Annotated in this window: 18 protein-coding genes and 2 pseudogenes; 9 read left to right on the top strand and 11 right to left on the bottom strand. The window is 69.7% G+C overall.

Annotated features, from left to right (window positions below; genetic code table 11):
* Window positions 1-185: 185 nt before the first annotated feature.
* Both J0695_RS10055 and J0695_RS10060 read right to left on the bottom strand, forming a co-directional pair.
* On the bottom strand, window positions 186-1,433 hold the full coding sequence (locus tag J0695_RS10055) for a LolA family protein (RefSeq protein ID WP_206961551.1): 1,248 nt from the start codon (window positions 1,431-1,433) through the stop codon (window positions 186-188).
* A gap of 223 nt (window positions 1,434-1,656) precedes the next feature.
* On the bottom strand, window positions 1,657-2,646 hold the full coding sequence (locus J0695_RS10060) for a CHRD domain-containing protein (RefSeq protein ID WP_206961552.1): 990 nt from the start codon (window positions 2,644-2,646) through the stop codon (window positions 1,657-1,659).
* 178 nt (window positions 2,647-2,824) lie between these two features.
* On the opposite strand from J0695_RS10060, the gene J0695_RS10065 reads away from it, so the two are divergent.
* Window positions 2,825-3,385, top strand: coding sequence for a hypothetical protein (locus tag J0695_RS10065; protein WP_206961553.1), 561 nt, complete (start codon window positions 2,825-2,827; stop codon window positions 3,383-3,385).
* 25 nt (window positions 3,386-3,410) lie between these two features.
* Here J0695_RS10065 and J0695_RS10070 read toward each other — a convergent pair whose 3' ends face one another.
* The gene (locus J0695_RS10070; protein ID WP_206961554.1) at window positions 3,411-4,421 is read right to left on the bottom strand and encodes a polyprenyl synthetase family protein; all 1,011 of its coding nucleotides are present in this window, start codon (window positions 4,419-4,421) and stop codon (window positions 3,411-3,413) included.
* A gap of 177 nt (window positions 4,422-4,598) precedes the next feature.
* Here J0695_RS10070 and J0695_RS10075 point away from each other — a divergent pair, with 177 nt between their 5' ends.
* Together J0695_RS10075 and J0695_RS10080 are read left to right on the top strand one after the other, a co-directional pair.
* Window positions 4,599-6,113 carry a peptide MFS transporter gene (locus J0695_RS10075; protein ID WP_242552457.1) on the top strand — a complete coding sequence of 505 codons (1,515 nt, stop codon included), beginning with the start codon at window positions 4,599-4,601 and terminating at the stop codon, window positions 6,111-6,113.
* Window positions 6,114-6,126: 13 nt separating this feature from the next.
* A complete protein-coding gene (locus J0695_RS10080) occupies window positions 6,127-8,124 on the top strand; it encodes a CocE/NonD family hydrolase (RefSeq protein ID WP_206961556.1) in 1,998 nt (665 codons plus the stop codon).
* 6 nt (window positions 8,125-8,130) lie between these two features.
* On the opposite strand, the gene J0695_RS10085 is transcribed toward J0695_RS10080, so the two are convergent.
* Window positions 8,131-9,138, bottom strand: coding sequence for an ABC transporter permease (locus tag J0695_RS10085; protein WP_206961557.1), 1,008 nt, complete (start codon window positions 9,136-9,138; stop codon window positions 8,131-8,133).
* Between the two features lie 104 nt (window positions 9,139-9,242).
* Here J0695_RS10085 and J0695_RS10090 point away from each other — a divergent pair, with 104 nt between their 5' ends.
* Together J0695_RS10090 and J0695_RS10095 are read left to right on the top strand one after the other, a co-directional pair.
* Window positions 9,243-9,863 (top strand): TetR/AcrR family transcriptional regulator, encoded by a 621-nt coding sequence (locus J0695_RS10090; RefSeq protein ID WP_206961558.1) that lies wholly within the window; start codon window positions 9,243-9,245, stop codon window positions 9,861-9,863.
* Between the two features lie 18 nt (window positions 9,864-9,881).
* Window positions 9,882-10,433 (top strand): DinB family protein, encoded by a 552-nt coding sequence (locus J0695_RS10095; RefSeq protein ID WP_206961559.1) that lies wholly within the window; start codon window positions 9,882-9,884, stop codon window positions 10,431-10,433.
* An 18-nt stretch (window positions 10,434-10,451) separates the two neighbouring features.
* Here the strand turns inward: J0695_RS10095 and J0695_RS10100 are convergent, their stop codons facing one another.
* The 3 genes and pseudogenes from J0695_RS10100 to J0695_RS10110 form a co-directional block, all read right to left on the bottom strand.
* Complete coding sequence (locus tag J0695_RS10100; protein ID WP_206961579.1) at window positions 10,452-11,327, bottom strand: aminoglycoside phosphotransferase family protein; 876 nt, start codon at window positions 11,325-11,327, stop codon at window positions 10,452-10,454.
* Window positions 11,328-11,677: 350 nt separating this feature from the next.
* A pseudogene (locus J0695_RS10105) lies at window positions 11,678-11,857 on the bottom strand (NAD(P)-binding protein); the annotation flags it as partial.
* Window positions 11,858-11,918: 61 nt separating this feature from the next.
* Window positions 11,919-13,161, bottom strand: a pseudogene (locus tag J0695_RS10110) (carboxylate--amine ligase).
* A gap of 196 nt (window positions 13,162-13,357) precedes the next feature.
* On the opposite strand from J0695_RS10110, the gene fahA reads away from it, so the two are divergent.
* Window positions 13,358-14,587, top strand: a complete 1,230-nt coding sequence (fahA, locus tag J0695_RS10115; RefSeq protein WP_206961560.1) for a fumarylacetoacetase — start codon at window positions 13,358-13,360, stop codon at window positions 14,585-14,587.
* Complete coding sequence (locus tag J0695_RS10120) at window positions 14,584-15,228, top strand: GOLPH3/VPS74 family protein (protein WP_206961561.1); 645 nt, start codon at window positions 14,584-14,586, stop codon at window positions 15,226-15,228. Before fahA ends, J0695_RS10120 begins: the two co-directional genes overlap by 4 nt.
* A gap of 12 nt (window positions 15,229-15,240) precedes the next feature.
* Here the strand turns inward: J0695_RS10120 and recQ are convergent, their stop codons facing one another.
* A complete protein-coding gene (gene recQ / locus J0695_RS10125) occupies window positions 15,241-17,229 on the bottom strand; it encodes a DNA helicase RecQ (RefSeq protein ID WP_206961580.1) in 1,989 nt (662 codons plus the stop codon).
* A 159-nt stretch (window positions 17,230-17,388) separates the two neighbouring features.
* Here recQ and J0695_RS10130 point away from each other — a divergent pair, with 159 nt between their 5' ends.
* Together J0695_RS10130 and J0695_RS10135 are read left to right on the top strand one after the other, a co-directional pair.
* A complete protein-coding gene (locus J0695_RS10130; RefSeq protein ID WP_206961562.1) occupies window positions 17,389-18,141 on the top strand; it encodes a hypothetical protein in 753 nt (250 codons plus the stop codon).
* The gene (locus J0695_RS10135; RefSeq protein ID WP_206961563.1) at window positions 18,138-18,527 is read left to right on the top strand and encodes a GntR family transcriptional regulator; all 390 of its coding nucleotides are present in this window, start codon (window positions 18,138-18,140) and stop codon (window positions 18,525-18,527) included. Before J0695_RS10130 ends, J0695_RS10135 begins: the two co-directional genes overlap by 4 nt.
* 54 nt (window positions 18,528-18,581) lie before the next feature.
* Here J0695_RS10135 and nuoN read toward each other — a convergent pair whose 3' ends face one another.
* From nuoN to nuoL, 3 genes are read right to left on the bottom strand one after another with little or no spacing between them, the layout of a single operon-like run.
* Complete coding sequence (nuoN, locus tag J0695_RS10140; protein ID WP_206961564.1) at window positions 18,582-20,231, bottom strand: NADH-quinone oxidoreductase subunit NuoN; 1,650 nt, start codon at window positions 20,229-20,231, stop codon at window positions 18,582-18,584.
* Window positions 20,228-21,799: an NADH-quinone oxidoreductase subunit M gene (locus tag J0695_RS10145; RefSeq protein WP_206961565.1), complete on the bottom strand. Its 1,572-nt coding sequence runs from the start codon at window positions 21,797-21,799 to the stop codon at window positions 20,228-20,230. The genes nuoN and J0695_RS10145 overlap by 4 nt, the downstream gene beginning before the upstream one ends.
* 5 nt (window positions 21,800-21,804) lie before the next feature.
* Window positions 21,805-23,700, bottom strand: coding sequence for an NADH-quinone oxidoreductase subunit L (gene nuoL / locus J0695_RS10150; RefSeq protein WP_206961566.1), 1,896 nt, complete (start codon window positions 23,698-23,700; stop codon window positions 21,805-21,807).
* Between the last annotated feature and the right edge of the window lie 4 nt (window positions 23,701-23,704).

Genomic DNA, 23,704 nt, shown 5'->3' on the forward strand with positions numbered 1-23,704 from the left:
CCCCTCCCCGGGGCTCCGCCCCGGACCCCGGTCCTCAATCGCCGGACGGGCTGATTTTCCCCGCCTGGGCTTCATCGCGCGGGCACATCCCGAGCAAATCGAGCCCACGCCAGGCAAATTCAAGCCCGTCCGGCGATTGAGGACAAGCGGGGCCCGGGGTGCTCGCCCCGGGCCGACCTGTCGGCCTACTTGGCAGCGTTCGCCGCCGCGACCAGCGCCGCCTTGTCCACCGCGCCGACGTAGACCTTGCCGTCGTCCGTCATCAGCGCGTTGATCAGTCGCGTATGGAACACCGTGCCCGACCCGAACGTCCCCGACACCTTGTCGCCCAGCGAGTCCAGGAACTTCTGCGCGTCAGGACCGGCCCCGCCCTTGCCCTTCTCCGCAGGACCACCGGCGTCCAGGCCCTTGCCGCCCGTGTCGAACGCCGCGATCGACGTCCAGCCCTTGCCGATCACCTTCATGCCGTTGTCGTGGCCCTTGCCCTTGTCCAGGCCCTTGTCCAGGCCCTTCCCCAGGTCCGCGCCGCTCTCCGCCTTCGGCGTGTCCCCCTCCGTCACCTTCGCGCCCTTGGGCGGTGTGAAGTTGAACGTCGAGGCCGACGGCTTCGAGAAGTCCACCTTGGTGAAGCCCGCGTCGACCACCGCCTTGCCGCCCCCGCTCGGGATGAGCGTGAACTTCAGCGGTGTGCCGTTCTTCGCGTCGACCGCGACCCGGATCGACCCGACCGTCGTGCCCGACTGCTTGGGCTTGATGAGGAGTTGGTACGCGTCCCGGCCGGCTACCTGCGCCGTACCGTCCACCGTCACCGACGTCGTCGCGTCCGCGGCCTTCAGCGCCTCGTCGGCCAGGGCCTTCGGGGTCATGTCGGCGCCCGCGCTCTTCTCGGGCTTCGCCGTGGACTTCCCCGTGGACTTCCCCGTCGTCGCGTGGAACGCCTCGTTGGACTTGGAGTCGTAGCCCCAGATCTGCGAGCCGTTGTGGATCAGGCTGTACTCGGCCGCGTTCTCCAGGATGGAGACCTTCTGCCGGTCGGGGCCGTCGGCGGCGACACGCAAGGTGTGCGTACCGGTGGCGAGTTCGGTCAGCTTCGAAGTCGGCGAGGCCGAGCCGCCCTCGCCCCCGCCGGATGCGCCGCCCGGTGCGAAGGAGCTCGTCATGCCGCCCAGCGACGGCAGACCCAGGTCCGTGCTGACCTTGACCGTGCCGGACAGCTGCTGGGTGTCCGACGCGGCGATCTTCGCGATGAGTTCCTGTGCGGTGATCTTCGGCAGATCGGGGTCACCCGAGCTGGCGAGCGCCGGGACGAGGCCGATGGTCGCCGCCGCCACTCCGGCGATCGCGACCGGGACGAGATAGCGTGCCGCCTTCCGGCGCCCCGCCACCAGATCCCTGGCCTCTTCCGTGGCCTCTGCGCTGTCGTTCGGTGCCATGTGTGCCCTCCGTGGTCGGCGGCGCTCCGTCCGGTTGCACTCGTCCACCCCTCGCCGCCATTCTCACCTGAATTGGTGTGGTGTGGTGCTCCCTATCCGACCAAATCGGCCACGGGAAAGCGTCAGACCCCGGGAGCAACTCCGCGTACTGCTATGGGATGACACGGAGAGGCCGGCGCTCCCCCGTCCCGTAGGGGTCGCGCCGGCCCGTGCCCCGGTCCGGTTACCGCGGGACGAAGACGTAGTCCGCGAAGTACGGAACGCCCACGACCGCCCCCGGGTCGCATGTGCCCGTCGGCGCGACGCCGCCCACCGTGTTCAGCCGGAAGATCTCGGCCGTACGGGAGAGCAGGCCGTTCGCGCTGCCCGCCTGGGCCGCCTTGAGGTCCAGCTCCGCGATGTTCCGCTCCCCGTTGGGCGTCTTGCTGATCACCGCGCCGGTGACGGCGCTGCCGTCCTGGGCGTGCCAGGACGGGACGCCCGAGTTGGGCGCGGTGAAGAAGTGCTGGATGTCCCCGGCGAGCGTGGCCCGTACATCGCGCTGCAGGAAGGCGAACTTCCCGTCGTCGCCCTTCTTGCACTCGTAGATCTGCTGTCCCTGGACCACCGAGGCCTGGAAGCCGGCCGTGGCGTTCAGGAAGTCGGACGTCCGGGTGACCGCGTGCAGCTGGCCGCGGACGGCCCCGCCGGGGAACTCCTCGGTGTGCAGGTTGGCGTAGAAGCTCGCCGGGTCGGTCTTGAGCGCGTCCAGCAGCTTCGCGTCCGTGACCTGGACCGTGCCGGTGACCCGCTGGTCGCGTGAGTGCGCGAGCAGCCCGCTGAAGTCGATCTTCACGTCGCCGTTGGTCCCGCGGGCGCCCTGGTGGATGTGGAGCATGGTCGGCCGGCCGGTGGCCCGCCAGTTCACGGTGACCGAGACCTGGTCGCCCTTGACCTGGATCAACTCCAGCGCTGTCCCGTCCGGGTCGCCGACGGCGGGCTTGTCCTTCACCGGGATCTCGTTGGCACCGCGCATCGAGGCGACGAAGAGGGCACCGCCGCTGCTGCCGGTGTCGCTCTCCACGGCGACCGCCGCGCCGTGTCCCTGATGCCCCGCGTGCCCCGCGTTGCCTGCGTTCCCGCTGTCCGCCGAGGCCGGCAGAACGGCGAAGGCGATGCCCGCCGCTGCGGCGACGGCGGTCGTACCGATAACGATGACCTTGGTCCGCTTCATCACAAAATCTCCCCGTACCTGCGCCGACGCCCCCTGCGTCAGCTTCTGTGCATGGGTACGGATCCAATCTCACCCTGGACTCAATCCAATATTGTGACCTGGCTCACAGTGAATGGACAGGCCCCGGAATCCGTACTTCCCAGTGAGAGCAGTACGGCACCACTAAGGGGGAAACGCCATGCTCACCAGCAGGAACAGCCGTCGCATCGGCATCTACGCCGTCACCGCGGTCGCCGGATTCGCCCTCGCAGCCACCGGCTGCGACAGCGGATCGGGCTCCGGTTCCACGCCCAAGACCCCGACGACCTCCTCGTCGTCCTCGTCGTCCTCGTCTTCCTCGTCCTCGACCGACCTCTCCACAGCCAAGGTGGACAAGGTCGGCACGGTCGTCACCAACGCCAAGGGGTTCGTGCTCTACCGCTTCGACAAGGACACCGCGAAGCCACCGGCATCGAACTGCACGGGCGACTGCGCCGCCCTGTGGCCGCCCGCCGTCGCCACCGGCTCCTCGGCCACCGTCCAGGGCGTCGACAAGTCCCTCGTCGGTACGGTCACGCGCGCCGACGGCACCAAGCAGCTGACCCTCGCGGGCTGGCCGCTCTACACGTACGCCAAGGACGACAGGCCGCGCGAGGCGCACGGCCAGGGCGTGGGCGGCACCTGGTTCGCCGCGACCCCGACGGGCGCCAAGGCGCAGGACGGGGGCGACAGCTCAAGCAGCGGCGGAGGCGGCTACTAGAGCCACCAGGGCAAACAGGCCGGCGTCAGCCGACGCGGTGCACCACGACACCGCACAGCTCCTCCAGGGAGGTCTTGGCGTAGCCCTCGGGCAGGGGCGCGAGCGTCGCCCGCGCCTCTTCCGCGTAGCGCACCGCGTCCTGGCGGGCCCGCTCCAGAGCCGGGTGGGCCCGCAGTCGCAGCACCGCGTCGCGCAGCCGTACGTCGTCGCTCAGATCTCCGTCGAGCAGTTCGACCAGCGCCAGGTCATCGGGGCGGCCGTACGTCACGGCCTGGGCGCGCAGATACAGCACCGGCAGCGTCGGGATGCCCTCGCGCAGGTCCGTGCCCGGCGTCTTGCCCGACTCCTGGGTGTCGCTGGCGATGTCCAGGACGTCGTCGGCCAGCTGGAAGGCGATGCCGAGCCGCTCCCCGTACTGGGTGAGGATGTCCACGACGCCCTCGTCGGCGCCGGCCATCATCGCCCCGAAGCGCCCGGAGACGGCGATCAGTGAGCCGGTCTTGCCGGACAGCACGTCCATGTAGTGGTCGACCGGGTCGCGGCCGTCGCGCGGCCCCGCGGTCTCCAGGATCTGACCGGTGACCAGCCGCTCGAAGGCCTCGGACTGGATCCGTACGGCCTCGGGGCCGAGGTCGGCCAGTATGTGCGAGGCGCGTGCGAAGAGGAAGTCGCCGGTCAGGACGGCGAGCGAGTTGCCCCAGCGGGAGTTGGCGCTGGCCACCCCGCGGCGTACGTCAGCCTCGTCCATCACGTCGTCGTGGTACAGCGTCGCCAGATGCGTCAGCTCGACGACGACGGCCGAGGGGACCACACCCGGTGCGTAGGGGTCGCCGAACTGCGAGGCCAGCATCACCAGCAGGGGGCGGAAGCGTTTGCCGCCCGCCCGCAGGAGGTGCTGGGCGGATTCCGTGATGAAGGGGACCTCGCTCTTGGTGGCCTCGAGCAGTCCCGCCTCGACAGCCGTCAATCCGGCCTGGACATCGGCCTCAAGTGCCTGGTCCCGCACGCTCAGTCCGAACGACCCGACGACGGTCACGAGGGGATCTCCTGTCTGCTGACGATCACACGGATTGTCGATGTGTCGCTGCCATCACTCAAGTCAGCGTATCCGGTCGCTGTTCGATCACAGAGGGCACCTGCCCGCCCTGCCCGAGCGCACTCGGATAGTGCCCGGTATGTTCTGGAAAAGCTGCTACTACGAGGAGTGGGGCTTTTGTCCGGAACCGATACGGCACCGCCGCCGCCGACAGCGCCGCAACCGGGTCCCCAGCCGGGTGACGACCACTCCTTCTTCGGTCAGCCCCGCGGTCTGATGACCCTTTCGGGTCTCGAAATCTGGGAACGTTTCTCGTTCCTCGGGATGCAGGCCATTCTCGTCCTCTACTTCACGGCTGCCGTCAGCGAGGACGGCATGGGGATGGACCCCGGGACCGCCGCCTCCGTTTCGGCGGCGTACGGAACCATGGTCTACCTGGTCTCCGTGGCGGGCGGCTGGCTCGCCGACCGCATCCTCGGTTCCTATCGCGCGGTCCTGTGGGGCGGCATCCTCATCGCCTGCGGCCACTACACCATGGCGGTCCCGACCAACGGGGCCACCTGGATCGGCCTCGGCCTGATCTCGCTGGGCACCGGCCTGCTGAAGCCCAATGTCTCCACCCTGGTCGGCAAGCTCTACCGCACCGCCGACGAGCGCAGGGACGCCGGTTTCGCCCTCTACTACATGTGCATCAACATCGGCGCCTTCCTCGGCCCGCTGATCACCGGCTGGCTTGGCGACCACAAGGGCTGGCACTGGGGCTTCTCGGCGGCCGCGATCGGGATGACGCTGGGTCTGATCCAGTACGTACTCGGCCGGAAGACCATCGCCGGGCGCAAGGACCACGCCGAGCAGGCGCTGGAGCCCGAGAAGATGCGCCGCACGGTCCGCATGATCATCGCCGGGGTCCTCGCGGTGGCCGCGCTCTGCACGGTCCTCGGCCTGGCCGGCATCCTGACGATCGACCGCTCGGTCGACGTCCTCACCGTCATCTCGGTCGTCATGCCGGTCATCTACTTCACGGTGATGTTCCGCAGCCCCAAGGTCACGAGCGAGGAGCGCGGGCGGCTGCGCCCGTACATCGTCCTCTTCATGTCCTCGGTCGTCTTCAACTTCATCCTCTTCCAGGCGTACTCGACGATGATGCTGATCGCCGCGTCCAACGCCCAGACGGTGATCTTCGGCTTCCACTTCCCGGCCAGCTGGTACGCCTCCGCCCTCGGCGCCTTCGAGGTGGCGCTCGCGCCGGTGGTCGCCGCCCTCTGGGTCAGGATGGGCAAGCGCCAGCCGCACGCCTCCAACAAGATCGCCTTCGGCACGATCCTCGGTGGTCTGTCCTTCCTGATCATGGTCCCGGCCACCATCGGCCGCACCGGCGACGCCTGGATGATGTCGGTCTGGTGGATCGTCGGCTCGTACTTCCTGCTCGGGCTCGGCGACATCCTCCTGGAGACCTCCGGGATGTCGGCCACCACGAAGCTCGCCCCCAAGGCCTTCGCCAGCCAGACGATGGCGCTCTGGTTCCTCTCCCTGGCCCTCGCCAACGGCATCCAGGCCCAGGTCGTCAAGCTCTACGGCCATGTCTCGAACCCCGCGTACTTCGGCGTCAACGGCGCGATCGCGGTGGCCACCGGCCTCGCGGTGATCGCGGCCGCGCCCTGGCTGAAGCGCACCATGCACCCCGTCCACTGACAGGTGGTAACCGATGCGGATACGCACGGAGTTCCCGTACGAGACCCGGCGCGACGACGTCTGGATCCCGCTCCCCGACGGCACGCACCTCTACGCGAGGATCTGGCGGCCGGCCGGGTCGGGCGCCGAGCCCGTGCCCGCGCTGCTCGAATACCTCCCGTACCGCCTGAGCGACTGGACCGCGCCGCGCGACTGGCAGCGCCACCCCTGGTACGCGGGCCACGGCTACGCCTCCGTGCGGGTGGATGTGCGCGGGCACGGGAACTCGCTCGGGATGCCCGGCGACGAGTACGACGCGCAGGAGCTGGCGGACGGGGTAGCGGTCGTCGAGTGGCTCGCCGAGCAGCCCTGGTGCACCGGCAAGGTGGGCATGTTCGGCATCTCCTGGGGCGGCTTCAACTCACTCCAGATCGCGGCCCTGGCCCCCGAACCGCTGAAGGCGATCGTCACGGTCTGCTCGGCTGACGACCGCTACGACAACGACGTGCACTACATGGGCGGCTCGGTGCTCGCCGTCGACATGCACGCCTGGGCGGCGACCATGCTCGCCTTCGTCTCGCGCCCGCCGGACCCGGCGCAGGTCGGCGACGCCTGGCGGGAGATGTGGCTGAAGCGACTTGAGACGGTGGACCCGTTCATCCATACGTGGCTGGCCCATCAGACGCGTGACGACTACTGGAGGCGCGGCAGCGTCTGCGAGGACTACTCGTCGATCAAGGCGTCGGTGCTCGCGGTGGGCGGCTGGCACGACCCGTACCGGGACACGGTGCTGCGTCTTGTGGAGCATCTGGACCCCGCGCGGGTACGCGGCCTGATCGGCCCGTGGTCGCACCAGTACCCGGACCGGGGGCTGCCGCCAGGACCGGCGATCGGCTTCCTCCAGGAGACCCTGCGCTGGTGGGACCACTGGCTGAAGGACGAGGAGACGGGCGTGATGGCGGAGCCCCTCCTCCGCTCCTGGATCAGCAAATCGCACCCCCCGGCGACGACGTACCCCGCACTCCCCGGCCGCTGGGTCGGCGACACCTCCTGGCCGTCCCCGCACGTCACACCGGAGAGATACGGCTTCCAGGGCGACCCGGTGAAGGTCGACTCACCCCAGCAGACGGGGCTGGACGCCGGCCGCTTCTTCCCCTTCGGCAACGACTCCGACCTGCCCCCCGACCAGCGCGACGAGGACGCCAAGTCGACGTGCTTCGAGTTCCCTGTCCGGTACGCACCGATCGAGATCCTGGGCCGCCCGAGGGTGACACTCACGATCCGCTCGGACGCACCCACGGGACAGATCGTCGCGCGCCTGTGCGATGTGGCGACGGACGGCTCGTCGACCCTGGTGACCAGGGGCGCCCTGAACCTCTCCGCCCGGCACGGCCGCGACAAGGCCGTCCCCTGGACGCCCGGCGCCACGGAGGAGGTCACCTTCGAGCTCAACGGCATCGGCCACACCTTCCCGCCAGGACACCGGATCCGCCTGGCGGTCTCCTCGTCGTACTGGCCCTGGATCTGGCCCCAGCCGGACGCGGAGGGCTTCACGCTCGACCCGGCGGCCAGCTCCCTCGAACTCCCCGTCCGCGCCCCCACGACGGACGACCGCATCGCCTTCGAGGAGCCGGAACAGTCCGAGCCGCTGGCCGTGGTCTTCCCGGAGAACCCGGACCAGCGCCCGGAACGCCTGATCATCCGCGATGTGGCGGCGGGCGACTGGCGCCTTGAGGTGGACCCGCGCTACGGCGGCACCCGGATCTACCCGGACGGCCTGGAGTTCACCGAGGACGCCCTGGAGACGTACGAGATCAACGAGGACGACCCCCTGTCGGCCCGTACGAAATCCGAGTGGACGGTGGGCCTGCGCCGCCCCGACCTGTCCTGGGACGTCAGGGTGGAGACGCGCTCCGAAATCAGCTGCGACGCCCAGGACTTCATCACGTCGAACGAGGTGACCTGCAAGGAGGGCGGCGAGGTGGTCTTCCACCGGACCTGGGAGAAACGGATCCCGCGCACGGCGGGGTGAGGCCTCTCAGCCCACCGGCTCCAGTTGCGGGGTCTGCGCCGGGGTTCCGGAGGCGGTGGCAGCAGCGCGACGTGCCCGCATTCCGCCCACCATGACCCCCGCGAGTCCGAGCACGGCCCACGCCCCGAGCGTCAGGGCGGGGACCAGGGCCGCGCTGCTGTCGAAGTACGCGACGGAGCGCAGCAGGGTCGCGGCCGCGCCCGGCGGCAGCAACTGGCCGATCATTCCCGCCGGTTCGGGCAGCAGCTGAGGGGCGCTGCCGGCTCCGGAGAACGCGTTGCCGACGAGCATGGTCAGCAGGGCGCCGATCCCGATGCCCCTGGTGCCCAGGAGCGCGGCCAGGCCCGCCACAAGTGCGCCGATCGACAGTACGGCCAGACCCAGCACACCGGCCTCGGCCCACCACGATCCGGCGAAGACCCCGAGCCAGCTGTCCGTGACGGCCGCGGCGGCCAGTCCCACCAGCGCGGAGGCGGCCACGAGGACGGCCGCGGCCCGTATGCCGCGCAGCCGGAAGAGCGTGACGATCACTCCGGCGGCCATGCCCGCCATGGCGAGCGGCAGGATGCTGGAGGTCAGGGCGGTTCCGCGGGGGTCAGCGGCGGGCGGGGACACCACGTCGGCGACCGGTATCGCGGTGCTGCCGGCCGGGGCGAGTTCGGCCGCGGCCTTCTGGAGGAGCTGGGCGACCACAGGGCTGGCTGCCGACGCGGTCAGCAGGTGCGGGCCCTGCGCGGTGACGACGACCGCGCCGTACACGTCCCGGTGCTTGATCGCGGCGCGGGCCGCGGCGTCGTCGGCGTAACGGTGCACCTCGAAGGCGCTCCCCTGCCGGTCGAGCTTCTGCTGGAGCCCGGCGGTGGCCGCCGGGGTCCCGGCGAGTCCGATCGGCACGTCGCGCGGTGCGGTCCTGGCGGCGGGCCAGGCGAAGAGGCAGAGGACGGCGGCGGCGATCAACGGGATCAGGACGAGCGCGGTGATCATTGTGCGGCGGGAGGGCGGTGTGGTGGGCATGTCGGCTTCACTCCATAGCGAAGGATCGTTCGTTTTTGATGACAGGACTCTGCCTCCCGACCCCGGATGTTGTCAAGAACGAACGTTCGCTTTACGGTAGGTCCATGGCTCGCGTATCCCAGGAACACCTCGATGCCCGCCGCGCCCAGATTCTCGACGGCGCGGCCCGCTGCTTTGCCCGCAACGGCTTCCACGCCACGTCCATGCAGGACGTGCTCCAGGAGGTCGGGCTCTCGGCCGGGGCGGTCTACCGCTACTTCCGCGGCAAGGACGAGATCATCGTCGCCATCGCCACCGAGGTGGTGCGCTCGGTGTCCGAGGGGTACGCAGAGGCCGCGGCACTGAACCCGGCGCCCTCGCCGGACGAGCTGATCGGCATGGTGATGCGGAGCGTCCTCGGCCTGCAGTCGCCACCGAACGACACCGGTGCACGCCACCATGCCCACCTGGTCATCCAGGTCTGGGCCGAGACCCTGCGCAACCGGGAGCTGGCCGACATCCTGCGCGAGACCTTCGCGGAGATGCGAGTGCACTGGGTGAAGGTCGTCGAGGCGTACCAGAAGCAGGGGTTGATGCGGGACGACGTCCCCGCCGAACATGTGGCCCGGACCATGATCGCCCTGGCGCAGGGGTTCGTCGCTCAGGCGGCGCTGCTCGGCGAGGCCCCCATCGAGGAGATCGAGGGCGGCCTGCGTGCACTGATGTCCATGCACGCCACGGGCTGAGCACCGAAGATGGCGTACATGACGAGCGCCAGCAGAAGAGCCGAGTTCTTTGTCGACGTCGAGCAGTACCGCAGCCTGTATCCCCGGACCACGGGTGACGAGCGGCAGTTGCTCGGTGACTTTCTCGCCGCGCAGCGCACAACGCTGGAGACGAAGTGCACCGGCCTGGAGAAGGAGCTCGCCCTGCGCTCCGTCGAGCCCTCCACGCTCTCGCTGCTCGGTCTCGTACGGCACATGGCGGGCGTGGAGCGCCGGTGGTTCCGGCAGGCGCTGGCCGGGCAGGACGTCCCGCGGCTCTTCCACACGGAGGAGAACCCCGACGAGGACTTCGACGGCGCGGTCGCCGATCCCGGCGTCGTCGCCGAGGCCTGGGAGGCGTGGCGCGCCGAAGTGGCCTTCGCCGAACGGTTCGTGGAGGACGCGCCCGACCTGGACGTCGAGGGGCGCAACCCGTGGCTCGGGACGGTGTCGCTGCGCTGGGTCCTCCTCCACATGATCGAGGAGTACGCACGGCACAACGGCCACGCCGACCTGCTCAGGGAGCGGATCGACGGGGCCAAGGGGCTTTGAAGGGGCTTTGAAGGGGCTTCAGGCGGGCAGCACTTGGCCGATGACGTGGCGGCCGTTGTCCGCCATCGCCGGGTTGGTGTCCCGGTAGTACGGCAGCATGATCAGCGACATCGACAGGGCCCAGCCGCGCCCGCGCAGCCAGGTCGCGTCGTCGGGCCCGAGCGCGTCACGGAACGCGGTGCGGGCGTCGGGCGGGAGAAGGTTCCAGGCGGGGATCAGATCGGCGGCCGGGTCGCCCACACCCATCGTGCCGAAGTCGATGACACCCGTGAGGCGGCCGTCGGCGGTCAGCAGATTGCCGGGCATCAGGTCGGAGTGCAGCCAGACGGGCGCACCCGTCCAGTCGGGGGCATGGAGCGACTCCTCCCAGGCGGCCGTGGCCGCCGCCGCGTCGACCATGCCGAGGCGGTCGAGCTCGGCGATCGCGGCGCGGGTCTCGGCGTCGACCTCGGAGAGCGGCCCGCCACGGTACGCGGGCGGGCCGCCGGCGGGATCGATCCGCTGGAGAGCGGCGACGAACTCGGCCAGCTCCTTGGCGAGTTGACCGGGGTCGGTGAGCCGGTCGACGACGGGGTTGGCACCGTCGAGCCAGCTACAGACGGTCCAGGGCCAGGGATAGCCATCGCCGGGCACCCCCTTGCCGAGGACGGCGGGGATGCCGGTCGGCAACTGCGGGGCGAGGTAAGGCAGCCACCGGTGCTCGGTCGCGACATCAGGGACCCCGGACGCGATGCGAGGCAGCCGTACGGCCATGTCGTCACCGAGCCGGTAGACCGCGTTGACCGTCCCGGAGGAGGGGAACCGCTCGACCGGGAGCTGCGCCCACTGCGGGAACTGGGCTGCGAGCAGACGTCGTACGAGGGCGGTGTCGATGTCCGCCTCGTCGGCGTGCATCTTCGGTGCGGACAATGGGAGGCCTTTCTCAGCGGGCGGCGCGGCTGCCGGCCGAGGTGCTTACGAACGGCCGAGGTACATACGAGCGGGTCGGGGTGGCGCCCGGCAAGTCATTTGTCGCCGCTGTCGAAGCGGGCGCGTTCCATCTCGTCGTCGGTCTCGGTGAGCAGGACGCCGAAGCCGCCCATGATCGAGCGGCACTCCCTGCGGAGGCGGGACAGGGCGTCCCTGATCCGGCCCGGGCGGCCGGCGTCGAGTGCCTCGACCGCCTCACGGAGCAGGTGGGGGACGGTGGGAGCCCGGTCGCCGGGCCAGAACGTCGCCAGGCCCGGTACGGAGAGTTCCGCCGCGGGCGTGTCGATGTTCGACGCGATCGGTGTGGACTTGAGGATCATCCCGGCGGGCATGCGCTCGTGCCAGCTCACCATGGTCGATCCGAAGACGCGGACGGGGATGCCCCTGGCCCGCAGATGGGCGGCGGTCGACAGACCATAGGGCCCCGCCCCGATGACAGCTACCGGACGAATCATGTGCAGTCCCCTCCCCAGGGTGTCGGCCCACGGCCGGCCCTCAACTGCTGTTGCCATTTGCCTACTTGACGGTCGCACCGCGGCGCGTGGTGGAACGCCACAGCTGGTACAGATGCTTGAAGCCCGGCCCGGCCCGACGCGTCGCGCCGCCATGGTGATCAGCGGCCGGACGTCGTCCGTCGCGAACCACGCGAGCTCCGTCCCGCTCGCCCGTTCCGGCGCGTGCGGGGTGCTGTATCCGCTGCGCCGGTACGCGGCCGGCGCGGGCAGGTCGATGTTCTCGACGAGATAGCGGTGCCCCGCCCGCTGCTCCCACTCTGGCACCTTGCGTCCGGTCAGATGCAGATGCTGGGCCCGTACGACATCCACCCCCGCCTCGTTCTCGAAGAGGCGGAACTGCGCCCCCCATCCTCGGATTGAAGTCGAGCAGCTTGTACTGCCCGTCGCGCCGGTCGAACCGGAGGTCCAGGTCGACGACCCCGCTGAAACCGATCTGCTTGATGAACTGCGCGGCCAGGGCAGAAAGTTCCGGATTGTCGACGACATACGCAAGTGCGGTCATTCCGGCATGCGGCGGCCAGGACCGCACCTTGACCCCGGTGAACAGCGCCAGCGGCTCGGCCTCCGACCCGAAGTAGGCGTGCACGATCCAGTCCTCGGCGTCCTCGCGCGGCAGGTACTCCTGGAGGATCACCCCCGAGTGCCCCCCAGCGCTTGGCGAGGGTCAGCAGATGGCCGGCGTCCGGGATGCGGGTCGTGTCGATGACGGCCGGCTGCCGCCTCCGTACGAACGCCTCACGGTTCTTGGCGACGACAGGGAAGCGGGCGTGCGCCGCGAACTCCTCGATGTCGGCGTACGAATCCGGGAAAGAGGCCGCCGGCGAGGCCACCCCGTGCTCGACGCACAGCTCGTGCGGCCCCTGCTTGCTGGCGAGCCGGCGCGGGAGCGAGGGCTCCACGCGCGGGAAGAGGAAGGGACCCGCCAGTACGTCCTGGTGCTCGGCGATCAGGACCGCCGCTTCTTCGTCGGTCGGGATCAGGACCGTCGGCCTGCCGATGCGGCGGCCGATCCTCAGCAGCCCGTCGACCAACTGCCCGGGCTCCTCCTTGCCGGTGGTCGGCCAGACGAACGCCCGCTCCAGGTACCGTGATTGGGCCGCCGGTGTCCACCGGTCCTCGGTCACCGCGTACATCGGCACGCCGGGACGCCCGAGACTGCGGATCGCACCGACTCCACCGTGGTGCAGCGGATAGTTCCCAATCTTCACGATCAGACCGGGCACGTCCCGATCCGGCGTGAACAGAGCGTTACGGCTCGCCACGTGTTCCCGCTCAGGCCCCAGGCCCCACCCCGGCCGTTCCCCAAGTGGACGCTACGGGGGGAATCGTCTATTCCGGCGTGTAATTTCCGGACATTACGAACTCTTTAGACCCTGACGCCGCAACCATTGCCCACGTAACGTGTCTGACAACGAGATCCGGAAAGCGAGGCAGTACCCCATGCCCGAGCAGAGCCCGCTCGACCTGCTCGAAGGTGATCCCTTCGGCCCGCACAACCTCCCGTACGGGGTCTTCTCGACCGCCGATTCTCCGGACCGCCGACGGGTCGGCGTGCGTATAGGGGAGTACGTCCTGGACGCGGGCGCGGCCGCCCTGGCGCTGGGATCCCCGTATGCGAAGCTCCTCGACCGGCCTTCGCTCAACCCCCTTCTCGCGGCGGGCCGCACGGCCTGGCGCGACGTGCGGCGCGCGCTCACCGCGTGGGTCACGGTGCCCGCGCACCGGCCGGACATCGAGCCGCTGCTGCACACGCTGCCGTCGGTGACGCTCCATCTCCCGTACGAGGTCGCCGACTACGTCGACTTCTACGCGAGCGAGCACCACGCCACCAACGTCGGCAAGATCTTCCGGCCGGACGGCGACGCGCTGACCCCCAACTGGAAGCACCTGCCGATCGGTTACCACGGCCGGTCGGGCACCGTGGTGGCCTCCGGAGCCGAGGTGGTACGCCCCTCCGGGCAGCGCAAGGCCCCGTCCGACCCGGCGCCGGTCTTCGGCCCCTCGGTCAAGCTGGACATCGAGGCGGAGGTCGGCTTCGTCGTCGGCGTACCGTCGGAGCAGGGACGCCCGGTGCCGCTCTCCGCCTTCCGCGACCACGTCTTCGGTGTGCAGCTGCTCAACGACTGGTCGGCGCGCGACCTCCAGGCCTGGGAGTACGTGCCGCTCGGCCCCTTCCTCGGCAAGTCCTTCGCCACCTCGGTCTCGGCGTGGGTCACCCCGCTGGAGGCGCTGGACGCGGCCCGGGTGGCACCCCCGGCACGGGACTTCGAGCTGCTCCCCTATCTGGACGACTCCGGCGAGGACGACCCGGGCGGCCTGGACCTGCACCTCACGGTCGACCTGAACGGCGAGACGGTCTCCGCTCCCCCGTTCTCGACGATGTACTGGACCGCGGCCCAGATGCTGGCCCATATGACGGTCAACGGCGCCTCGCTCCGCACGGGCGACCTCTACGGCTCGGGGACGGTCAGCGGTCCCGCGCAGGAACAGCGCGGCTCCCTCCTCGAACTCACCTGGAACGGCACCGAGCCCATCGGACTTCCCTCGGGCAAGCGGACGTTCCTGGAGGACGGCGACGTGGTCACGATGACGGCCTGGGCCCCGGGCCCGGACGGAACCAAGGTGGGCCTGGGCGAGGTCACCGGCCGGATCGCACCCGCGGTGTCATGAACCCGGCCCCGGACCTCACGCTCCCCGAGGAACTGCTGCTGCTCGCCCTCGACCCGGTCCGGGGCAAGCCACGCTGCCGGAACCGCTTCCTGGAGTACGGCATGGCGGGCGCGGCCCTCGCGGAGCTGGAGCTCCAGGGCCGGATAGTGGAGGAGCGCGGGCGAGTGGCGGTGGTCATGCCGCTCCCGCCCGAGGACCGCAGGCTGGCCAGGGTGCTGGCCATGCTCCCGCCGCCCGGCAAGAGCCGCTTCTCCGGTGCTGCCGGCACCCGGCGCTGGGTGCGCCACGAGGGCCGCACTGTCGAAGGCCTCTACCTGGACGACCTGGTGGAGCACGGTGTGCTCCGCCGGGAGAAGCGACGCGCGCTGGGAATCTTCCCGTACGTCCGCCACCCGGCGGGCGCCGCCGGGTGGTCGGCCCTGGTCAGAACACGCTTCGCCCAGGCCGAGGCGGCGTCCTTCCCGGACCGCCGCAGCCGGCTGCTGGCGTCGTTCGCCCTGGCCGTCGATCTGACCGACGCCTTTCCCGGCAGCGGCTGGCGCGCCCGCTCGGCGCTGCGTTCGCGCATCCGCGGCGAGTGGGCCCCGGATGCGGTTCTCCGCAACGTACGGCAGGACAAGTCCAGCGAGAGCAGCAACTGATCCCCTGGGCGGTCAGCCTTCGAAGTCCTCCGGCGGCTCGAAGTCCCCGAAGTCCTCCGGCGGCTCGAAGTCCCCCGACCCGCTCCTGCCGCTACTGATGGTGCTGGTGCTGGTGCTGCTGGTGCTGGTGCTGATGCCGCTGTCCGGCACAGTCCCCGTGAACTCTCCGACCACCCCCAGCACGCCTTCCCCGTACGTCGCCAGCTTCTTCTCCCCGAGGCCGCCGATCGTGCCGAGCGACTCCAGCGAACCGGGACGCAGCGTCGCGATCTCGCGCAGCGTCGCATCGTGGAAGATCACATACGCCGGTACGCCCAGCTCCTTGGCCTGCGCCCCGCGCCATGCGCGCAGCGCCTCGAAGACCGGCACCGCCGCCTCGGGCAGATCGGCGACCGCCGCCTTCGGCTTCCGCTCCGACCGGTCGCCGCGCACACGGGCCGGCCGCTCGGCCTCCTTGCGCAGCCGCACTTCCCGCTCCCGGCCCAGGACCTGTCCACTGGTGTCCGTCAGTACGAGCGTGCCGTACTCCCCCTCGACCGCGATCAGCCCCTGGGCGAGCAACTGCCGCACCACGCCCCGCCATTGGGTGTCCGACAGGTCTTCCCCGATACCGAAGACGGACAGCTGATCGTGGTCGAACTGAATGACCTTCGCCGTCTTCTTCCCCATCAGGATGTCGATGATCTGACCCGCCCCGAACTTCTGCCGCCGCTCCCGCTCCAGACGCACCACCGTGGAGAGCACCTTCTGCGCCGGGACCGTCCCGTCCCAGGTCTCGGGCGGGGTCAGGCAGGTGTCGCAGTTCCCGCAGGACGAGGCGACCTCCTTCTGCCCGAAGTAGGCGAGCAGTTGGGCCCGCCTGCATCCGGCCGTCTCGCAGAGCGCGAGCATCGACTCCAGATGGGCGGCGGCGCGGCGCTGGAACGCCTCGTCCCCGTCCCCGCTCTGGATCATCTTCCGCAGCTGGACGACATCCTGGAGCCCGTACGTCATCCAGGCCGTGGACGGGAGCCCGTCGCGCCCCGCGCGGCCGGTCTCCTGGTAGTACCCCTCGACCGACTTCGGCAGGTCCAGGTGGGCCACGAAGCGCACGTCGGGCTTGTCGATGCCCATCCCGAAGGCGATGGTCGCGACGACGACCAGGCCCTCCTCCCGCAGGAAGCGCGACTGGTGGACGGCGCGCGTGCCCGAGTCGAGCCCTGCGTGGTACGGCACGGCCTCGATCCCGTTCTTGCAGAGGAACTCGGCGGTCTTGTCCACGGAGGCCCGGGAGAGGCAGTACACGATGCCCGCGTCGCCCGCGTGCTCCTCCTTCAGGAAGGCGAGCAACTGCTTCTTGGGATCGGCCTTGGCCACGACCCGGTACTGGATGTTCGGCCGGTCGAAGCCCGCTTCGAAGTGCCGGGCGTCCGGCATCCCGAGCCGCTGGGTGATCTCCTGGTGCGTGGCCCGCGTCGCGGTGGCCGTGAGCGCGATCCGGGGGACATCGGGCCACCGCTCGCCCAGCAGCGAGAGCGCCAGATAATCCGGCCGGAAGTCGTGACCCCACTGGGCGACACAGTGCGCCTCGTCGATCGCGAAGAGCGAGATCTTGGCCCGGGAGAGCAGATCCAGCGTCGACGAGACGCGCAGCCGCTCCGGTGCCAGATACAGCAGATCGAGTTCACCGGAGAGGAGCTCGGCCTCCACCGTCCGCCGCTGGTCGAAGTCGAGCGTGGAGTTGATGAACCCGGCGCGCACACCGAGCGCCCGCAGTGCGTCCACCTGGTCCTGCATCAGGGCGATCAGGGGCGAGACGACCACGCCCGTACCGGGCCTGACCAGCGCCGGGATCTGGTAGCAGAGGGACTTGCCGCCACCGGTCGGCATCAGGACAACGGCGTCTCCGCCGCCGATCACCTGCTCGATGACCGCTTCCTGCTCACCCCGGAAGGCGTCGTACCCGAAGACCCGGTGCAGGGTCTGCAGCGCCTCGCTCTGCGTATCCATCGCCGTGCCCATCGCTCTGTCCCCCGTCGTGCTCTTACTGCCGTCCGTCACTCCAGCCACCATAGGGGCCGCCACTGACAGCGCGGACCCGATTTGTATCAAGTGGTTGACACAATCTCCGGACCGACTCATCTTGTACTCACTGCTTGATACAAGACCCGGGGGTCCCGCATGCTCGACACCGTCCGTCTCAGAGCCGTCGCCTGCGTCCGCAGCGAGCGGTTCGCGCGCTGGGCCGGAATCGGCGCGGGAGTCCTCGCGGCAGGACGGATGCACAATCTCGGGGACCTCAACACCGGAATCCTGTACGCCATCCCGGCCTTCGGACTCTGCACCGTCGCCGGCACACTCCTCGGCGACGCGCTGACGCCCCGCCCTCAGGAGGCGGTACGGACCGCGGTGCTCACCCCGCGCCGGGTGCGCGACTACCTGCCGCGGCGCATGACGGCGGCACTGCTGTTCCAGGCGGTCTTCCTCGTCGTCCTGCTGGCCGCGGCAGCCGCGGTCGCGTCCCCGGGGCACCTGGGCTTCGAGGGCGAGCAGCTCAGCTTCTCCTGCGGCGACCACACCGAGGCCGCAGGCCCCTGGCCCGGCCTCCACTACGGCCTCCCGATACTCGCCACCCTCGCCGTCGGAACGGCCGCCTGCGGCTGGTCGCTGCTGCGGATCGCACGCCGCCCCGGCGACGAGCAGGCCCGCCGGGACCGGTCGCTGGCGATCACCGCGGCCTGGGGCCTGCTGGTGTCGACGCCGCTGATGGGCGTGGCGTCCAGCGCCTCCGGCGCACTGATGGACCTGACCTGCGACGGCGCGCCCGGACAGGTCGCCACCTACCTGATCTGGCCCATGGCCCTGGTCGCGCTGGTCTCCACGGCCTGGTGCTTCTTCACCGTCGTCTCGCCGAGGGCGGCGGTCCGCCGATGACCACCGGACCGGTCCTGCGGGTGGACACCGCGGGCCACATCCCCCCGTACGAGCAGATCCGCGCCCAGCTCACCGCACTCATCGCCTCGGGCCGTCTCCCCGAGGGCGAGCGGCTGCCGACCGTACGCCAGCTCGCCTCCGATCTGGGCCTGGCCCCCGGCACCGTCGCCCGCGCCTACCGCGAGCTGGAGGCCACGGGCCTGATCCGCACCCGTCGCGGCGCGGGCACCCGGGTCGCCGCCCCGCCCGAGGGTCCCCCGCGGCCCGATCCTGCCCGGCTCGGCGCTCTGGTCCGTGACTTCACCTCGGCCGCACGGGACCTGGGTGCGGACGACGCCACCATTCTCGAAGCGGTACGGAAAGCACTGGGCCCGGCACCTCAGTGAGATGCCGGGCCCAGGGTCACGCCTGCCTGCCTAATTGCCTGCCTACTGGTCTGCCTACCGGACGAAGACGCTCGCCTGGTTCGCCAGGTCCAGGAAGTACTGCGGCGCGACACCGAGAACCAGCGTCACCGCCACACCCACCCCGATCGTCGTCATCGTCAGCGGGGACGGGACGGCGACCGTGGGGCCGTCCGCCTTCGGCTCGCTGAAGAACATCAGGACGATGACCCGGATGTAGAAGAACGCGGCGACCGCGGACGAGAGCACACCGACCACGACCAGCGGTCCCGCACCGCCTTCGGCCGCCGCCTTGAAGACCGCGAACTTGCCCGCGAAGCCGGAGGTCAGCGGGATACCGGCGAAGGCGAGCAGGAAGATCGCGAAGACCGCGGCGACCAGTGGCGAACGCCGCCCGAGACCGGCCCACTTGGACAGATGCGTCGCCTCTCCGCCCGCGTCGCGCACCAGCGTGACGACGGCGAAGGCGCCGATCGTCACGAAGGAGTAGCCGCCGAGGTAGAAGAGGACGGCCGAGACACCGTCCGGGGTCGTCGCGATGACACCGGCCAGGATGAACCCGGCGTGCGCGATCGAGGAGTACGCGAGGAGCCGCTTGATGTCCGTCTGGGTGATCGCGACGATCGCGCCGCCCAGCATGGTGACGATCGCCACCGCCCACATCACCGGCCGCCAGTCCCAGCGCAGGCCCGGCAGGACGACGTACAGCAGACGGAGCAGCGCGCCGAACGCGGCCACCTTCGTCGCCGCCGCCATGAAGCCGGTGACCGGGGTCGGTGCGCCCTGATAGACGTCCGGGGTCCACATGTGGAACGGGACCGCGCCGACCTTGAAGAGCAGGCCGGCCAGGATCATCGCGGCGCCGATGAGCAGCAGTGCGTCATTGCCCATCGTGTCGGCGAGCGCCGGGTCGATGGTCGAGACGCTGCCCTCGACGACCGCTGCGATCTTGGCGTACGAGACGGATCCCGCGTAGCCGTAGAGCAGGGCGATCCCGAAGAGCAGGAAGGCCGACGAGAAGGCGCCGAGCAGGAAGTACTTCACCGCTGCCTCCTGCGACATCAGCCGCTTGCGGCGGGCGACGGCGCACAGGAGGTAGAGCGGGAGGGAGAAGACTTCCAGAGCGATGAAGAGCGTCAGGAGGTCGTTGGCCGCCGGGAAGACCAGCATGCCGCCGACCGCGAAGAGCGCGAGCGGGAACACCTCGGTGGTGGTGAACCCGGCTTTGACCGCGGACTGTTCGCTCTCACTGCCGGGGACGGACGCGGCCTGCGCCGCGAAGGAGTCCACCCGGTTGCCGTGCGCCTCGGGGTCGAGGCGCCGCTCGGCGAAGGTGAAGATCGAAACCAGCGAGGCCAGCAGGATGGTGCCCTGCAGGAAGAGTGCCGGTCCGTCGACCGCGACGGCGCCCATCGCCGCGATGTGCGCCTTGGTCGATCCGTACCCGCCGGCCGCCAGCGCGACGATCGCCGCGAAGGAGGCCACGAGCGCGACGACCGCCAGGAACACCTGGGCGTAGTAACGGCCCTTGCGCGGAACGAATGCCTCGACCAGAACGCCCAGGCAGGCCGCCCCCAGCACGATCAGCACGGGCGAGAGCTGTGCGTACTCGATATGGGGCGTCGGGATCTTGGCGGTGGAATCCGCTCCCATTGTCCACAGGCTGTGGACGGATGCTGCGCTCACTTGACGGCCTCCACCTGGGGCTTCGGGTCGTGCTTCTGTACGTCGGACATCGTGTGCTGCACGGCGGGGTTGATGATCTCCGTCAGCGGCTTGGGATAGACGCCGAGGAAGACGAGGAGCGCGATCAGCGGCACCACGACAGCCAGTTCACGGACCTTGAGGTCCGGCATGCCCCGCACCGACTCCTTGACCGGTCCCGTCATCGTCCGCTGATAGAGGACCAGGACGTACAGCGCGGCCAGGACGATGCCGACCGTCGCGATGATCCCGACCACCGGGTACGCGGAGAACACGCCGACCAGGACCAGGAATTCACTGACGAACGGGGCGAGCCCGGGAAGGGAGAGCGTCGCCAGACCGCCGATCAGGAAGGTTCCGGCGAGCACCGGGGCGACCTTCTGGACACCGCCGTAGTCGGAGATGAGCCGCGAGCCGCGCCGCGAGATCAGGAAGCCTGCCACCAGCATCAGTGCGGCGGTCGAGATCCCGTGGTTGACCATGTACAGCGTCGCGCCCGACTGCCCCTGGGTGGTCATCGCGAAGATGCCCAGAATGATGAAGCCGAAGTGCGAGATCGACGCGTACGCGATCAGACGCTTGATGTCGCGCTGGCCGACCGCGAGCAGTGCGCCGTAGACGATGCTGATCAGCGCGAGCACCAGGATCACCGGGGTGGCCCACTTGCTGGCCTCAGGGAAGAGCTGGAGGCAGAAGCGGAGCATCGCGAACGTGCCGACCTTGTCGACAACTGCCGTGATCAGTACGGCTACCGGGGCTGTCGCCTCGCCCATCGCGTTCGGCAGCCAGGTGTGCAGCGGCCAGAGCGGCGCCTTCACCGCGAAGGCGAAGAAGAAGCCGAGGAAGAGGAGCCGTTCGGTGTTGGTCGCCATGTCGAGCGAGCCGTTGGCACGGGCGGCCGCAATCTCGCTGAGCGAGAAGGTGCCCGCGACCACATAGAGCCCGATCACCGCGGCCAGCATGATGAGGCCGCCGACCAGGTTGTAGAGGAGGAACTTGACGGCTGCGTACGAGCGCTGGGTCGCCGCTGCCTCGTCGCCGCCCGCGTGGGCCCGGTCCCCGAAGCCGCCGATGAGGAAGTACATCGGGATGAGCATGGCTTCGAAGAGGATGTAGAAGAGGAAGACGTCGGTCGCCTCGAAGGAGAGGATCACCATCGCCTCGACGGCCAGGATCAGGGCGAAGAAGCCCTGCGTCGGCCGCCATCGCGAATTGTGGGTCTCCAGGGGGTCGGCGTCGTGCCAGCCGGCCAGGATCACGAACGGCATCAGCAGTGCGGTCAGCGCGATGAGCGCGACCCCGATCCCGTCCACGCCCAGTTCGTACCGGACGCCGAAGTCCGCGATCCAGGCATGCGATTCGGTCAGCTGATAGCGGGCGCCGCCCGGCTCGAACCGTACGAGCTGGATGGCGCCGAGCACCAGCGTGCCGAGCGAGACGAGCAGCGCGAGCCACTTGGCCGCGGTGCGCCGTGCGGCCGGCACCGCGGCGGTGGCGATGGCGCCCACCGCCGGCAGCGCGGCTGTTGCGGTCAGAAGGGGAAACGACATCGTGATCAGACCGCCCTCATCAGCAGGGTCGCGGCGATGATGATCGCCGCACCGCCGAACATCGAGACCGCGTACGTACGGGCGTAGCCGTTCTGCAGTTTGCGCAGCCGGCCCGAGAGCCCGCCGACCGAGGCGGCCGTGCCGTTGACGACTCCGTCGACCAGCGTGTGGTCGACGTACACCAGCGAACGTGTCAGGTGCTCGCCGCCGCGGACCAGGACCACATGGTTGAAGTCGTCCTGGAGAAGATCGCGCCGGGCCGCCCGGGTGAGCAGCGAACCGCGCGGGGCGACTGCGGGGACGGGACGTCGTCCGTACACCGCCCAGGCGATGCCGACTCCGATGACCAGCACGACCATGGTGGCCGCGGTGACGGTCATCGCGCTGACCGGAGAATCACCCTCCGCATGGCCGGTGACCGGCTCCAGCCACTTCAGGAAGCGGTCGCCGACACCGAAGATGCCACCGGCGAAGACCGACCCGAAGGCCAGGACGATCATGGGGATCGTCATGGACCGGGGCGACTCGTGCGGGTGTGGCTGGTTGCCGTCCGCGTCGTTCTCCCAGCGCTTCTCGCCGAAGAAGGTCATCAGCATCACGCGGGTCATGTAGAAGGCCGTGATCGCGGCGCCCAGCAGTGCGACACCGCCCAGGATCCAGCCCTCCGTGCCGCCCTTGGCGAAGGCTGCCTCGATGATCTTGTCCTTGGAGAAGAAGCCGGACAGACCAGGGAAGCCGATGATCGCCAGATAGCCGAGCCCGAAAGTGGCGAACGTGATCGGCATGTACTTCCGCAGCGCCCCGTACTTCCTCATGTCCACCTCGTCGTTCATGCCGTGCATGACCGATCCGGCGCCGAGGAAGAGTCCGGCCTTGAAGAAGCCGTGCGTGACCAGGTGCATGATCGCGAAGACATAGCCGATCGGGCCGAGGCCCGCCGCCAGGATCATGTAGCCGATCTGCGACATCGTCGATCCGGCCAGGGCCTTCTTGATGTCGTCCTTCGCACAACCGACGATCGCACCGAAGAGGAGCGTCACCGCGCCCACCACGGTCACCGCGGTCTGCGCGTCCGGTGCGGCATTGAAGATCACGCCGGACCGGACGATCAGATAGACGCCCGCCGTCACCATCGTCGCCGCGTGGATCAGGGCCGAGACCGGGGTCGGGCCCTCCATCGCGTCACCGAGCCAGGACTGCAGCGGCACCTGGGCCGACTTGCCGCAGGCCGCGAGCAGCAGCATCAGGCCGATGGCCGTCAGCTTGCCCTCGCTCGCGTCCGTCGCCGACGGCAGCACCGAGCCGAAGGCGAAGGTCCCGAAGGTGGTGAACATCAGCATGATCGCGATCGACAGGCCCATGTCGCCGACCCGGTTGACCAGGAAGGCCTTCTTGGCCGCCGTGGCCGCGCTGGGCTTGTGCTGCCAGAAGCCGATCAGCAGGTACGAGGCGAGGCCGACGCCCTCCCAGCCGACGTACAGCAGCAGGTAGTTGTCGGCGATGACCAGCAGGAGCATGGCCGCGACGAAGAGGTTCAGGTAGCCGAAGAAGCGGCGGCGCCGCTCGTCGTGCTCCATGTAGCCGATCGAATAGATGTGGATCAGCGTGCCCACACCGGAGATCAGCAGGACGAACGTCATCGAGAGCTGGTCGAGCTGGAAGCCCACGTCGGCCTGGAAGCCCTCGACCGGCACCCAGCTGAACAGGTGCTGGGTGAAGGTGCGTTCCTCGGCCCCCTTCCCCAGCATGTCCACGAAGAGTACGGCCCCGATGACGAAGGACGCGGCCGCGAGGACCGTACCCAGCAGATGGCCGATACGGTCGAGCCGCCGGCCGCCGCACAGCAGGACCACCGCTCCGAGCAAAGGCGCCGCAACCAGCAGCGCAATCAAGTTCTCCACTGTT

The sequence above is a fragment of the Streptomyces beijiangensis genome, assembly GCF_017315755.1.
Lineage (GTDB): Bacteria > Actinomycetota > Actinomycetes > Streptomycetales > Streptomycetaceae > Streptomyces > Streptomyces beijiangensis.

Coding starts and splice junctions, on each gene's coding strand:
- J0695_RS10135 (WP_206961563.1), top strand. CDS start 18,138: ATGACCACCGGACCGGTCCTGCGGGTGGACACCGCGGGCCACATCCCC.
- J0695_RS10130 (WP_206961562.1), top strand. CDS start 17,389: ATGCTCGACACCGTCCGTCTCAGAGCCGTCGCCTGCGTCCGCAGCGAG.
- J0695_RS10145 (WP_206961565.1), bottom strand. CDS start 21,799: ATGTCGTTTCCCCTTCTGACCGCAACAGCCGCGCTGCCGGCGGTGGGC.
- J0695_RS10080 (WP_206961556.1), top strand. CDS start 6,127: ATGCGGATACGCACGGAGTTCCCGTACGAGACCCGGCGCGACGACGTC.
- J0695_RS10095 (WP_206961559.1), top strand. CDS start 9,882: ATGACGAGCGCCAGCAGAAGAGCCGAGTTCTTTGTCGACGTCGAGCAG.
- J0695_RS10055 (WP_206961551.1), bottom strand. CDS start 1,433: ATGGCACCGAACGACAGCGCAGAGGCCACGGAAGAGGCCAGGGATCTG.
- J0695_RS10085 (WP_206961557.1), bottom strand. CDS start 9,138: ATGCCCACCACACCGCCCTCCCGCCGCACAATGATCACCGCGCTCGTC.
- recQ (WP_206961580.1), bottom strand. CDS start 17,229: ATGGGCACGGCGATGGATACGCAGAGCGAGGCGCTGCAGACCCTGCAC.
- J0695_RS10060 (WP_206961552.1), bottom strand. CDS start 2,646: ATGAAGCGGACCAAGGTCATCGTTATCGGTACGACCGCCGTCGCCGCA.
- J0695_RS10100 (WP_206961579.1), bottom strand. CDS start 11,327: ATGCACGCCGACGAGGCGGACATCGACACCGCCCTCGTACGACGTCTG.
- J0695_RS10120 (WP_206961561.1), top strand. CDS start 14,584: ATGAACCCGGCCCCGGACCTCACGCTCCCCGAGGAACTGCTGCTGCTC.
- J0695_RS10065 (WP_206961553.1), top strand. CDS start 2,825: ATGCTCACCAGCAGGAACAGCCGTCGCATCGGCATCTACGCCGTCACC.
- fahA (WP_206961560.1), top strand. CDS start 13,358: ATGCCCGAGCAGAGCCCGCTCGACCTGCTCGAAGGTGATCCCTTCGGC.
- J0695_RS10090 (WP_206961558.1), top strand. CDS start 9,243: ATGGCTCGCGTATCCCAGGAACACCTCGATGCCCGCCGCGCCCAGATT.